Annotated in this window: 9 protein-coding genes; all 9 read right to left on the reverse strand. The window is 49.8% G+C overall.

Annotated features, from left to right (window positions below):
* Positions 1–12: 12 nt before the first annotated feature.
* A complete protein-coding gene (locus tag SFSGTM_RS03815; protein WP_162084006.1) occupies positions 13–588 on the reverse strand; it encodes a DUF3304 domain-containing protein in 576 nt (191 codons plus the stop codon).
* 18 nt (positions 589–606) lie between these two features.
* Entirely contained in the window at positions 607–1,530 is a 924-nt protein-coding gene (locus tag SFSGTM_RS03820) for a DUF4123 domain-containing protein (protein WP_162084007.1), read from the reverse strand.
* A gap of 4 nt (positions 1,531–1,534) precedes the next feature.
* On the reverse strand, positions 1,535–4,549 hold the full coding sequence (locus SFSGTM_RS03825; RefSeq protein ID WP_162084008.1) for a type VI secretion system Vgr family protein: 3,015 nt from the start codon (positions 4,547–4,549) through the stop codon (positions 1,535–1,537).
* A 5-nt stretch (positions 4,550–4,554) separates the two neighbouring features.
* Positions 4,555–5,397 carry a hypothetical protein gene (locus SFSGTM_RS03830; RefSeq protein ID WP_162084009.1) on the reverse strand — a complete coding sequence of 281 codons (843 nt, stop codon included), beginning with the start codon at positions 5,395–5,397 and terminating at the stop codon, positions 4,555–4,557.
* A 48-nt stretch (positions 5,398–5,445) separates the two neighbouring features.
* On the reverse strand, positions 5,446–6,489 hold the full coding sequence (gene tssA, locus SFSGTM_RS03835) for a type VI secretion system protein TssA (protein ID WP_162084010.1): 1,044 nt from the start codon (positions 6,487–6,489) through the stop codon (positions 5,446–5,448).
* A 15-nt stretch (positions 6,490–6,504) separates the two neighbouring features.
* Entirely contained in the window at positions 6,505–7,269 is a 765-nt protein-coding gene (locus SFSGTM_RS03840) for an OmpA family protein (protein ID WP_162084011.1), read from the reverse strand.
* Positions 7,270–7,276: 7 nt separating this feature from the next.
* Complete coding sequence (tagF, locus tag SFSGTM_RS03845) at positions 7,277–8,263, reverse strand: type VI secretion system-associated protein TagF (RefSeq protein ID WP_162084012.1); 987 nt, start codon at positions 8,261–8,263, stop codon at positions 7,277–7,279.
* Positions 8,260–12,042: a type VI secretion system membrane subunit TssM gene (tssM, locus tag SFSGTM_RS03850; protein ID WP_162084013.1), complete on the reverse strand. Its 3,783-nt coding sequence runs from the start codon at positions 12,040–12,042 to the stop codon at positions 8,260–8,262. Before tssM ends, tagF begins: the two co-directional genes overlap by 4 nt.
* Positions 12,043–12,121: 79 nt before the next feature.
* Positions 12,122–13,519: a hypothetical protein gene (locus SFSGTM_RS03855; protein ID WP_162084014.1), complete on the reverse strand. Its 1,398-nt coding sequence runs from the start codon at positions 13,517–13,519 to the stop codon at positions 12,122–12,124.
* Positions 13,520–13,553 lie beyond the last annotated feature (34 nt).

Below are 13,553 nucleotides of genomic sequence, written 5' to 3' on the forward strand. Positions count from 1 at the left end.
GATTTATCTCGCTTAATCTGGTTTGTAATAACCGGTATATTTTGGTCGTTCACTTCGCATATAACTGGAATCTGTTTCTACTTTTGTTAAGCCTAGCGCTTTAATTTGTGCATCCATTAAGTCTTGTCGTGGTCGAGATGGCCCAGGTGCAACTTCGAGAACGACTTTTCTACCGGGTAAAATGTGCACAACCAACGTACCCATAGAATCAGGAAAAGGCAGCTCAACTACGGCTTGGGTGGTGTAGGTTTCGATAATCACATCACCGCTTTTACCATTGGCAAATCTCACTGATTCCACAGTCACATTTGCAGTAGGCTTAATACTAGAAATCTCGCCACTACAACAAGAGCTGCCGCCACCCATCGCGCCACCGATTTTTGCGGCATCTGCACCATTCCTCACGATGTTCCCATTAATTTTTACATAATCAATCGCTTCCTGTGAATAATTCAACACCTCCACACTCAGCCCGCCTACCATCTCTGGATTTTTGGGCTTGCATGCCGTTAAAGTAAAAACGCTTAACAGCAACAGGCAAAGCAGCATGAAGCTGTGTCCTGTGAATTGCCCTTTATTAAAATGCATACGTTTCTCCATTTTTCGTTATTTATTGTCCAGCATTTGCCATTGGCTGGTTGTGATTTGATTTAATGCTGTGGGAAGTGAAACCAGTCCTTTTACGACACGCGCAATGGCTTCTGCAAAGGGCGGTCTGGTTTCAAACCCTTGCGGTAACTGCAAACTCAGTATCGCAAATAATGCCAGATCGGGTTTGCTTTTCAAGCCGATGGCGCTCCCCTGTGTTATTCGTTGTTGCAGTAGCGTTGTGATGGCGCAAGGGGTCTTGCCTGCCAATAATGTCGTATCTGTCTCATTCGCTTGTTGCTCAACGGTATGCACAAACAACGCATCATCCAGCGCTGTCATCTGTTTGTCGTTCAGTTTCAATTGTGTGTGTTTTGGTTGGCTGTGAGCATCAGCATATTGCCAACCATAGGCTTGCCCGCAAACATGCGGTACGAACCATGCTGTTGCTGCGCCCAGCAAGCTCACCGCCTGTTCGGGTTTTAGCAGCGGCATTAGCGCGGTAGCGACGCGCGTATCCTGATAACGGAATAATGCACGCATGCCATCTGGCAACACTATTTCCCTTAATTGGCGTAAGTGTGTTGCCAGTTCATGCTCGGATGTACTGACTAGCAGACTTAAACTCAACGAGGTAAATGCGGCATTACATGCCGCTGCAATGGCTTTGCTGGTTGCTTGCAAACTGATTAATCGCATACCAATGGCAACCATCTCAGGGGCTTCAAGATCGTCGTATATATTTAATGGTGGCTGTTGATTAATACGATAAGGTGCCAAATCTTTAAGCAAGCTAGTCAATATGTCGGCTTGGCTGGCATCAATCAACCCAAAAAGCTGCATGGGTTTCATCGCCTCTTTGGATTCTGTCTGCAATAGGGATACCAGCAAGGCTTCCAATGCAGCCTGATTGCTCAATTGTTGTAGAACTGGTTTAGCCATTGTTTTATGTCAACTTCACAAATGCGCTTCCGCTCGCCGCAGCTGCTTGCGCACATGGTAATTGCAAATCGGATTTTGACCATTGCGGCAACGGCCAGCTCAAACTCGTCCCCCCCGTAAAGCTCTTCTGTCCCGCCTGCACCAGTATCTTACCCGGGCACTGCACCGTAATATTCCCGCCAGCAATCTTGATCAAAGCCCCACCCGCGGTACGCAGCGTAATGTCGGTCGCCGCAGCGAAATCGATACTCGCCTGCGCACTCTTCATATCCAGATTATTTTTAGCTTTTAAACTGATGATGTCGTTATGCGCCTGTATCGTCGTATCGCCTTGTGCCGCAATCAACTGCATCCCAGCAATCCCATTCTGTTTCAATCCCCCAGCCGTCAAGCCTATCGCCTGCCCACTGTGAACACGGAACACCCCACCCGTCGTGAACTGACTATCTGCCGCATTGAGGATGTTCAGCGTTTCGCCTGCATGCAACTGCACACTTTGCCGTGCCGTCAGGCTCAAATCATTCTTGGCCATGATGCTGATGACAGGATCGGTATGGTGGGGCAAGTGCTGATCGGTTGGCTGTGTGTTCTGCGCTGCCGCATCCCCATAAGCCGCATCCACCTCACTACTATCCACCATCCCCTGCATCACCTTGCCCAATGCTGGTATGGGTGCCGCCTCGTCATTCAGATAACTGGCGTTGGCTTTGTTACTGCCCTTGAGTGCCGCGATACCCACACTCAAATGACTATCCGCCAACTGACTCAGACTCGCCCCGAGACGATTAGCCGTATTCAACAACCCATACCCCGCAGGCACATCCCCAGCTGTTTGGCGTTGACTCGCACTATGGCTCACCCCATAACTCGACACCAGCCAGCCCGACCCTGCACGCAACGCCCCCCAGGCATCCGTACGCAGCTCAATGCCATTGCCACGGAAACTGCCCCGATAGTTATCTGCCGTATGCAGCAGATGCCCCAGATTCAACTCTGTCCCTGATTGCGTTGTCTTCAACTGTATCCGACCCGCACCATCACTGTCATCAAACACCAGCTGGTTATAACCCGACCCACTGTATTCCTGACTACGGATACCAAACTGCGCAGCAGCATTATTATGCGCATCCGCACCCACCCCCGCACCATGCCAGGCAGGCGCATAGCCAGCGGTCAAATTACTCTGAGCCGACACACTGTGATCGGTTGCCTGACTTAACGCACTGGTATCCGCATCCACCAACGATCCCGCAGGGGTTGCCGGTACACCGGCCTCACCCTGACCAAAGTACAGCGCACCCACTATCACCGGGCGATTGATGTCGCCCTCCATGAACTGCACCTGGACTTCTTGCCCGATACGCGGCAGGAACTGACTGCCCATGCCGCCCCCTGCACTGCGCTGGGCGACGCGTACCCAGCAACTGGCACGGCTGCCAGTCTGGTCCAGTGCATCTTGCCACTGGAACCGTATCCGCACCCGCCCCAACGCATCACAACAAATCTCATCGTTGCCCAACAGGGCAGGGGCGCTGCCCGATGCATCGCTGCTAGCATAACGATCAGCACCACCATCAAACCCCACCACCCGCGCAGTCTGACTGCCCATGCTGGTGGGCACCGCATGCAACTGCCGCGACTGCCAGGGCCGCCAAGGGCGGTTGGTAGGCAGCGCGATAAAGGCATTGGCATAACCCAGCCGTTGCGCTGTTGCCACTAAGTCAGTACGCGCCTGCTGGTCAAGCGGGGCAGCGAGCAGATCCGCCTGGTCGCGCTGCCATGCCCTGTTGGGCTCGGTGTCTGCGCTGTCAGGCAGCGCTAACAGCGCCGCCAGCCAGTCCGTCAAAGACGGCACCAGCTCATTGCCAGAGGCATGCGCTGCATAAGGTAAATTATTAATCCCCACCTGCATCACCTGCGTACTCACCCAGCTATCCGGTGTACCTGGCACCCCCACCCGTGGATGCCCGTCTATGCCAAACTGCAACCCCGCCCGCAGACTGCGCACCGTACTCAAACCCGACCAAATCTGCTGGCGTGCCTCCAGCGCCTGCATCATCACCAGCGCATGGCGTTGTGCCTCATCCGCCTGACTAAAGGCAACCATCCCCGCATAGTCATAATGCTCTATCGGCGGCAACTGCTGGAACTGTGCGTCACCGATAGCCAGCTGCGTCGGCACCGAACCTGCCACCACCGACTTCGCCTTATCATCAAAACTCGCCAGCGTCACCCGTGCCGGTATCAACCGGTGAGCAGAAGATAATGCCGTAATACTATCCGCCTGCTGCTGAGAGCCTGTACCCGCAAAAGGCAACACCGACGCAAATGGCACAGGCGAACATGCACTGACTTGCGTACTGTCGGCAAACAATACCAGCGTATGCCCATCAGGTGCATCCACGTCATCCTGATCCACTCGCCAGCTCAAGCCATCCTCAGCGAGCAACCGACCCACAAAATCCAGATCCGATTCACGATACTGCACACAGTAGCTACGCACTGGCAGAGCAGACAACAGCGACAACGCATCATTGCTCCAGTGCCAGTAGGCACGCGGGGCATAATCAGCAAATACACTATCGACGATAGCCTGCACCGACTGCTCCTGCCAGACCCGGCTATGGGTGACATGGCGTAGGTCATCCAGCCAGGGGGACAAACGCAGCTGGTAGCGGGTTACGCCACCGTCGCTGCCTAGTTGCTGGATGTCGGTGATGTAGCCGTTGAGGTGAGTGCGGCTGGCGTTGGCTAGGCTGATGTGCAGGGTGGCGGCGCGGCCTGTGACTAGTTGCAGGGGCAGGTCTGGGCGGCGTGAGAGGACGAGGATGTCGGTGTAGGGCACCTGGTGCAGGCTGTCATTGCTGCTGAATGCGGCAACGAGCAGGCCGTTGTTGTCTAGCCAGGGGGTGAGTTCATCTGTATTGGCAAAGGTGAATTCATAAAGCCGGGTGTCGCTGCTGTATCCAGCCAATGCAAGCAGACTGTCTAGGGTGATGGAGTCAGTAAAGTTGGTCATGATGGTTACTGTGCAGGATTATCAGGCGTGCTGGATTTGACGTGCGCATTGACTTTGCATACGGGGTCGGTATCCCAGCGATCGGAACAGATGCGCCAGCGGCATAGCTCGCCTTCTATCATGCCCAGCTTTTTACAGCGAGCTAACAGGCTGGCAGTGCTATCCCCGGGTCTGCGTTCGACGACGTCACGGCTGTCGTCTTTAGGCGCGGGTTGTGTTTTAGTTGTGTTGTGTTTGGTTTTGGATGGATGGGCTTTTGCAGGCTCTTCTCTGGCGATAGGGCTGCTGGCGACCAAAGCGGTTAGCAATTTAACATCTCTGTCGTCTGGCTCGTTATCGTGTCTTTTGTCCATAGCCGTTTTTGTCGCTGCTGGTGAGATGGTGGATTTTATTGGTGCTGAAGACGCAGGATTTGCGGCCATCATTTTTGTAGGTACAGTCTGAGTTGTTGGTGCCGTGGATGAGATAGTTTGTGGTCCTGCCAGCGCATTAGTGAGGCGGTCATGCGGATTGTTGGTGACTGCGTCATTGATAATAGTGGCTGCCTGAATCGGTGCTGGTTCAGGCTTGGCTGCGACAGCGGGCGCAGCAGCAGGTTTGGTATTGACAGGGGTGTTGGTGCTAGCTGGGGTAGTGACACGGTCAGTTATTATGATTGCGGCAGCAACAACCATACTGATAAGTATGAGCGGTAGCAGTACAAACCAAAGCCAGGCGTGACTACGCTTTTTTGGGGGTGGTGGGGTGGTGCTGTTGCTTAAGCTTGCCAATAAACTGGGGCCCGTTTTTTTTGCTTGATAGGTGTCGGTATTATCTAATAAGCTGGGCTGTAAACTTGGTTTGGTCATGGTTAAAATTGGGCAGATATGATTAATCGGTGAGCATATAGTCAGTATTTAACGTGCTTCAGTATCGGTTTGGCTGTCCAAACCCAGTAGTTCTTCAATGTGAGATAGTGAGGCTTTGTCTTTGATAACAGTGCGTAGCCATTCGTCCAAAGGCAGGTTGCCCCATTGCGCGGCCTTGTCGGCAAGATAAGCAACTGGGCTGTGTGGCTCGGTTTCGCGGAAATAGCGGGCAACTTCGCGTAGTTGTGAAATTGCCTGGGCGCGGCTGTTGATGCCGGCTCGCGTTGGTGGAGTCGGGGTTTCAGGCATAGGTTCACCTATTTCAGTCGTGATGATTTTTTGATTGCTAACACCTTGGTCGTTGGCGAAACGGTTCAGGGTATGCATGACGTCGTCCAGACTTTGTCGTAGTGCTGCAAAGCCAGGACCTTCCATGCCAAGGCGTGCATCAACAGCTGTTTGCAAATGATTGATAGCTGCTGTACATTGTTGGGCATCGCTGAGTAGTTGCTGATAAAAGCTGTAACTGCTTTTGCGTCTGGCCTGTTCTATGATGTCCTGGGTGACTATAGGTTGGCTGTTGTCAGTTCGTGGGGTGTTGTGTTGTGCGCGGTTACGGGCATCCAGTATGTCGGCATAGCTGTAGGAAGTTCCACGACCTTCGGTTAGCGGGATGGTGCGTATCAGTTGTTCGGCGCGTTTGACTATCCAGCTGATGTTGCCCGTGCGTCGTTCCTGATCGCCATCTTCGGCTTCAGGGTAAAGTGTTTCCCAGAATTGTTCGCATAGACCCGCGATTAATTCACAGCCTTGTGCGAGTCCTGCGAAACCATGCTGGTAAGTGCTGGCTTCACTTAACCACACGGCCAGTCTTAAGTCCTTGCTTTGTTGTTCAAGCAGGATGGAGGTCAGTTTGATGACTTCACTCCAATTGGCCTCTTTGAGGTCGGTTTGCCATTCGCCTTGTTCTATACTTGGGTCGTCAAAACGGCGGGCTTCGGCAATGGCATCAAAGTCTCTGGAAAATGACAGGTCGCTACCTGAAGGCTGTTCTGGGCTGATGGGTTTGAGCAGGGTGATGGCTTGCCACATGAGGGTTTCCTTGATTTATTGAACTACGCGAAATTCGATGCGGCGATTACGCGCACGGCCTTCAGCGGTGTCATTGGTGGCAATAGGCTGGTCGGGGCCTAGGCCATAGGTGTTTATATTGTCTGGTTGGACTTGACGTTCTACCAGGTACGCCTTAACTGCGTTTGCACGTGCCTGTGAAAGGTTGATGTTGCTAAGTCGTATACCTTGATTGTCGGTATAGCCTGTTATATCAACATGCTTATTTTGTAATTTGATGAGTACGGTTGCGATGGTGTTGAGTATGTTTTTGCCTGACTCGGTGAGGTTGGCTGAGCCACTTTCAAATTCGATATTGCGGTTGGCGAGCGCATTGTCCACCAGGCTTTGATCTTGAGCTGCGACTTGCAGGCCATTGTGTATGGTGTATGTGGGATTGAGGCGAGTTGCCATGTCGCTGGCAATTTGTTGGCGTAATGCTTCGTTAGCAACTTCGCCGCGTACACTAATTAGGTTGCCTTCAACTTTGAGCTGTCCATGGCTGATCTGACGTAAGCTGGGGTCTAGCAGACGATTCAGGTGCTCAGTCCAGTTTGGGGGCAGGGTGACTTTGCCGATAACCATTTCGTCAACCACGCGGTCTGCACCATACAGCTCACGAACGCGTGCCACTAGTTTCGCGTGAGTGGCTTCGTCGGGTACGGTACCTGATACAACGATAGGTGGCTGGGGCAAGTTGGTGTCTGCCAGCAGGGGCAATGAATAAAGTAATCCAACAAGGGGTATCCAATAGTGACGCATGGGGTGTTTATCCTAGAAATATTTCTTTGAAATGAGAGACAGCGGTATCGAGTTGTAAACTGGGCTGGGCAAGGTAGCTGGAGAGACGTTCGAGACGATAATCTGCGCTAATCGCACCTTCAACCCAGCTGGTTTCTTCAAATCCGATGTGGTGTCCGGTTCCCGCTGGAGGGTCCATGGTGGCTTGTAATGTGCGCGGTGATGCACCGTCAAATCCGATAATAAGCACTTGGCGTTGATTATCCAGACGTGTGATGAGCAGGGTGAGCTCAAAATCTGCCTTGAGCAGGAATGGAGTGATAATCTTCATCCATAAGGCTGCGATCAGGTAACGCTGTTGTATGTCTCGGGGTAGAGGAAGTACCAAGCTTTTGTCCAGGCGGCTTGCACCACTCGCCATGACTGGGTGTAAAAGTAAGCCGAGGGCGAGGATGATTTGACGCACATCGCCTTGATAACCGCCAGCGGTTAGCATTTCATGCAATGTGTTTAAGGTATTGCTGGCCATGAACTCATCCAGAGTAACTGCATGGTTGGCAGCGCTGAAATCGAGCAGGATGTCATTGGTGCAAAGCTGTTGCAGTGCGCTACTGGCATCTTCGGCTTGCATAACCTGATTGGTTTGAATTTCCAGGCGGCTCCATAAACGACCTAGCATCAATGGTGTGTAGGGCAGCAGTTCGCTGGGTTGTCCAATTTGAAAGGCGCCAAAGCTGACAAAGGGGAAGCGTCTGTCGGCTTGATCGCGACTTGCTATGAGATGCCCGGCTAGTGCATGCTGGTTACGTGTTGCCAGAATTGCAAACTGCATAGGTGCTATATGGTCATAGATGCTTTTCCAGCGCGGTTCTGCGCTGAATAATTCCATGGCTCGTGTCAGCCATTCGTCTATCAAGGTTATCAGATTAGGGTTGTCCGTGGCTTTGATGAAATCGCCGCGAGTGGGAACCTTACCAAAATACCCTATGCTGACAAAGTCGTTCGGGTGGCTCATAGTTGGGCTCCCGCTGGCGTCGATGGGGTTGTTGGGGTATTTTGATTAACGTCAGGTACTGCTTCTGTTATGTTTTGCGGCAAGGTCATGCCCCGGTAACCGGTACTTGAGGTGCCTGATGGGGTTGCTGTGGTTGCTTGTGGGCTGCTGATTAGTTTCAGGTTGACTGCGACCGTAGTGCCGCCATTAACCCAGCTTAATTCAAATACCCCATCATCTTTACGCTTGCGGGTAGCGCTACTGAGTAATCGCTCCAAGCCAAATCGGCCTGGTTCGTTGACGACTTCGATACTGCGTCCATCAAAGGTGACGGCGACTATACGTGCGCCAGGTGTGCCTTGTGCGTTTGGCCAGACGAAATTGCTCCAGCCCGCTTGAGTATTGCGGTAGCGTAATTGTTGGCCGTCTATTTCTATGGTGTATTCCAGCACACCAGTTGCGGGCAATGGTTGGATTTGGAATATGGTTTGTGCCTCAGCTCCCGCACTGCTACCCGTCGCTACGCCGCCAGCACTAACTGGTGCGACCCAGCTAGCAAAGCTGTTGGTTGCTTGTGGTGACAGGTGTATGCCCAAATCTGCCCAAGTGCGTGCACTTACAGTATCACCCCGACGGACGATGAGTGATGCCATGTCAGTATTGAAGAATTTGGCTAAGCTGCCATCGGAACCAAATATCTGGCCTATTTCCTGACCGGATGCTTCGATATGTGCACTCGGTGCAAATGGATATTTGCTTGCCAAATTTGATTGGAATGGCTGATAAACTTGCGCTATCCAGGTTTTGTTGAGGTCGACTTCTGTTGGACGAATGATTGCTGCAAACGCTTGTATCAGCGGTCTGACCAGTAGTGGGCGCAGGGTCTGTTTTTGTTCGTCACTGATGCCCTGTAGCATTTGTTCATCTACGTATTTCAGTCCGTCTGCCAATTCTGAACCGCTGCCATCCAGTGTTTGCTGCATGAGCTGATGTGTGCCAGGGCCTACGTCACCTTGGTTATGTATCTGGTTAAAACGGCTACGTAGTTTTGACAATATGCTCATATAGCCATTCATCAGTGACTGATTCTGATCTCTGGCGATGACCAATTTGGCTATGCTTGCAAACCGTTGACCTACAGGTCCCATAGGAATGTCGCTGGCTGTTGCATTGATATTCAAGTTCACGTCCAGTTGACTTGGGGCTTGTCGCAAAATGGTTGTTTTGAACCAGTTGATGAACCCGCTTTGCGCCTGTTTCAATCCGGCGTTGACTAAGGATGGGTTATCCCATGAAGTTTGCTGGTATACCGTGGTCATGATTTTGTTGACTGGTGAGTTTTGTGGATCACCCAGTCGGTTCATGGCGACGACAGCCTGATCAAAGTTGCCTAAATCTGAAATGACTACGCCCTGCAGGAATTTTTGCCAGGCTAGTGCATATTCGGCTTTGTATTGGTCGGTTAGAGATTTTTGTATTTGTTCTGGGCTGCCTTCTAGCGTTAAGTCATCTGATGAGCTGGTTTTTAGTACCCAATCGGTGCTTTGTAATTGTTTGTTGGCAGCATCCTTGAATGCACCCTGGATGTAACCTTCCCATGCCTCACGGGTAAATGTGCCTGGGATAACATAGCTGCCAGCCATAATGGCTTTGTCTTGATCGCCGATAATGCGACCTACCGTCATGGATGTGTAACGAGTGGCTGCGCGCGCTTTTATGTCGGCGTAGATACGTTCGCGGGCAGGCATGCCATGTACGACTTTACGAAGTGACTCCCGCGATTGATCAACTAGCGCCAGTTTAGGTTCTATGGTTGGCCATGAAGGATCATTGATTTCTGCCAGGTAGAAATTTAAAATATTTTCAGCGCTACGTATCATTTCCTCTCTTGGCATTTGTCCTCGGTTGCTTTCCAGCCAACCGCGCCAGAAGCGTGTGATTTGATCATTTAAATGCCCAGCTTCAGCGTGACTGCGGTCACCAAGCATGATGTAAGTTTTCAGCGCGTTATAGGCGTCTTCTATTTTTGTGGTGGAAGCGTCCTGGTAGCGAGTTTCACTAATGGTGTTGGTTAAAGTAGTCGCTGGATTGGTGGGTGTAGTGTCTGTACCGAGTTTGTCGGCATTGTTGTTCATTTCGCTTAAATACGATTCCAGATTATTGGCGACAGGTTTAAGCATGACTTCGCGTACACCTGAAAAATACTCTTCTTTAAGTTTGCGTTCGAGCAAGTCGCCTTGGTACAGCCCAAAACTCAGACTTAGTGGATGGTCGGTGTGGTATTTTTTAAGTTGGTCAATACGGTCCTGGAGTAGTTGCAACGCATCTAATCGTGATTGCAAATCGGAATGCTGGTCTTGTAGCCTTATGGCTTGATTCATATCTGCTTGTATATTATTGATGAGCTGGATATTGGCCTGGTATGACCAGCTCCAACCAGCAAGTGCTACGCCCAGTGTGAGTGTCGCAAGCAGAAATGTTGCATAGCGTAATTTCAGTTTGTTTTTGTTGGCATATTGGGCTACGAGTCCTTTGTCAGCAAAGATGACTTTGCGGAAAAGGTTGAGCAGGAAAAAGCCGTTCCTTGAATGTATGGCGGTTTGCGCTTGTGGTCTTAAGCTTAAATCAAAACGATCTGCGACGCGTTCGCTAGAGGCGCCTAAGGACATGCCTTCTTGTAATGCACTGGTGAAATAGAAGCCGCGGAATACGGGGCGGAATTGGTAAGGATTGTCCTCAAATAGTGTGAGAATAAATGCGCGAAGTGAGGTTTTAATCGCGGCAAATTCAAGTGGGAATGTGAGTAATCCTGGTGGCATGTCGGCGCCATGGTGCATGGACATGTTAGCCAGGCTAAGGTTTTTCAGACCGTCATACAATTCGTCAAAACGTTCGTCAAAAAATGCCAAAATATCCTGATTTTTAGTGTTGGGGTTATAGACTTGTGTGGCACCCCAAACGCGAGAAACTTCTTCGCTGTCCATGTCGCGAAAGAATTCATTAAAGCCAGCAATCAAATCCACTTTGGTGAACATGATGTAGACAGGTGCGAAAACTTCCAGTCGTTCAGTGAGTTCTTGTACCCGTTGACGTAAATTTTTGGCCAGATTAATGCCGAATTCTGGTCGATTGCCGGTTAATTCAGCGATGCTGACTGCGATGATGATGCCGTTGATGGGTGCGCGTTTACGATATTTTTTTAATAGTCCCAGGAATCCAAACCATTCTTCTCGGTCTTCTTCATGTACCGCATAGCGACCTGCGGTGTCGAGCAGAATGCCGTCAGTAGTGAAGAACCAGTCGCAATTTCGGGTTCCGCCTATGCCTTGAATAATATTTCCATCTTTGTCAGCAAACGGAAATTGCAGGCCTGAATTGGCAATTGCAGAGCTTTTGCCAGCAGCAGGGTTGCCAATGATCATGTACCAGGGGAGTTCGTATAAAGCAGATGAGCCTGATGTGATACCGAGTTTGGATGATTTGATGGTGCTGATGGCTTCCACCATGCGCTTGCGGATAATGTCGATTTCATCATGTCGGCTGGATTGCGCCTTTGATGCAGCCTTGTTGGCCTGACTTTCAAGTATGTCACCCAGCTGTGCAGAGGAGCGTTTGGCTTGCCAGCGTTTATAAAACCAGAAAGCGCCCCAGATGATAAGCACGATAATGACAATTGCAATTATCCATTTGGCGGCGATTTCAAAAAATTGCGCTCCAAGAAACAAGAATCCAGCAATTGCAATAAATCCGATGACGACGAGGGTTTTTGTGTCAGTTAAAAACTGTATTATTCTGTTCATGATTGTGTTGGTTTGTTTTGGTATTTGTTAGGTGTAAGTATTGTTATGTATTGCTTATTAGTATTTTGTGTTGGTCAGACTATGTAATATTTATAACTATTGCTGACCGTTTAAGGCTGTCATTATTACATAGACATAAAGCGGCTTGTTCATTTTTTTGCACTTGATCGGCTGCAGAGATGACGGCTAATAGTGTTGATACGCTTCCGGTCTCGCCGCAGTGATAGGCGATTTGGAAGCAGTTTTCGGTTGGCTCTATGTCCGTTGTGCTGGTGTTTATTGCTTCGTATAGTTCCCCGATTCTTGTAGGACGGTCGTCTGAATCTGCTGTTATCGTCTTAACTGCTGCTTGGTCTATGTTTGCAATTGCTATTGCATTTTCTATTGTCTTTATTAAGGTTTCAGGATTTATTTTTCCTGCCTCATCAGCTGATTTTTCTCTGTTTAACTGGGCTATGCGGTGTATTTTAACTGGACTGGATAATGCCAGTGTTTCTGCCCATTTTGGGTCGGTCAATATTAAACCTGCTGCGGCTTCACCAGGAATTCGATGTGTTGTATTGTTTGCCAGGTTGGATTGATCTCCAATAAGTGAATGGCTGGCAATAATTATATGTAGACCTTGTGTAGGTTGTTGATTTATTTCAACATTGATGCTATCGATTAATAATAGTGGATCGTCAGGATTTGACGCGTTCAATGGATGTGATATTACGTTGTTACTGGGTAGTCCTTGGGTGCTTAATATGTTCAGTAGCCATAATTGGACTTGTTGTTTTTGTTGTTCTGTCCAGGATGACGGTAGGATGCTGGTCAAGTATATATTGGGGATATTTGCTTTCGGGGTTGTGTTATCAATTTTAACAATTAGCTTGTTTAAATTGGGGTTGGATAATAGTGCCTGTGATAAATCTTGGCATACGTTATGAGCTAAGGTGATGGTGCGTAGATCTTCTGTATGCCATGGCTGCTCAGGGAGTGCCTGCGAATTTATAAATTGTTTGAAATGGGCGACTGCATCATCCGTTTCCAAATCTTCAATACGCCCAGATAGCACGGGGTATCCATTTGTATCGGTTAATTGAGTATCTAATTCAAATTTGGTTTTCTTGTTTTTGATTGCGTCAATAATGTCGCTGGCTGTGGTTCCAAATCGGGTGTGTATGGCACTAGTGGTAATAAGTGCCGTCCAAGAACGCGCCGCTTCTTCTTCGGCTTGGGCTTTCAGAGTGGCGGCGTTTTCATTTGTATTGACAGTCTGATTTTCGGTTTTTGTGGTGAGTGCGAGTAGCCCATTACCTGCACGTTTAATGATATAGATTGACAAAAGCAGTGTGAGCGGCATGATGACCAGATAGGTTGCTACATCAATAGTTGATGGCATGTGCATGTTAGTGCGCCAGTATGCAATAACGAGTAACCAAATTGCGAGGGTTGCTAATGCCGCGAACAGCGCTCGTTTTAACCAAGGTTGCATATTGGTTTTTCCCTTCGTATTTTTATATTTTTCA

Origin of the sequence: Sulfuriferula nivalis (assembly GCF_009937995.1) — a bacterium.
Taxonomy (GTDB): domain Bacteria; phylum Pseudomonadota; class Gammaproteobacteria; order Burkholderiales; family Sulfuriferulaceae; genus Sulfuriferula; species Sulfuriferula nivalis.

Bases quoted from the DNA above. Each gene is read 5' to 3' on its own strand.
- SFSGTM_RS03820 (WP_162084007.1), bottom strand. From the start codon at position 1,530: ATGGCTAAACCAGTTCTACAACAATTGAGCAATCAGGCTGCATTGGAA.
- SFSGTM_RS03815 (WP_162084006.1), bottom strand. From the start codon at position 588: ATGCATTTTAATAAAGGGCAATTCACAGGACACAGCTTCATGCTGCTT.
- tssM (WP_162084013.1), bottom strand. From the start codon at position 12,042: ATGAACAGAATAATACAGTTTTTAACTGACACAAAAACCCTCGTCGTC.
- SFSGTM_RS03840 (WP_162084011.1), bottom strand. From the start codon at position 7,269: ATGCGTCACTATTGGATACCCCTTGTTGGATTACTTTATTCATTGCCC.
- SFSGTM_RS03830 (WP_162084009.1), bottom strand. From the start codon at position 5,397: ATGACCAAACCAAGTTTACAGCCCAGCTTATTAGATAATACCGACACC.
- SFSGTM_RS03825 (WP_162084008.1), bottom strand. From the start codon at position 4,549: ATGACCAACTTTACTGACTCCATCACCCTAGACAGTCTGCTTGCATTG.
- SFSGTM_RS03855 (WP_162084014.1), bottom strand. From the start codon at position 13,519: ATGCAACCTTGGTTAAAACGAGCGCTGTTCGCGGCATTAGCAACCCTC.
- tagF (WP_162084012.1), bottom strand. From the start codon at position 8,263: ATGAGCCACCCGAACGACTTTGTCAGCATAGGGTATTTTGGTAAGGTT.
- tssA (WP_162084010.1), bottom strand. From the start codon at position 6,489: ATGTGGCAAGCCATCACCCTGCTCAAACCCATCAGCCCAGAACAGCCT.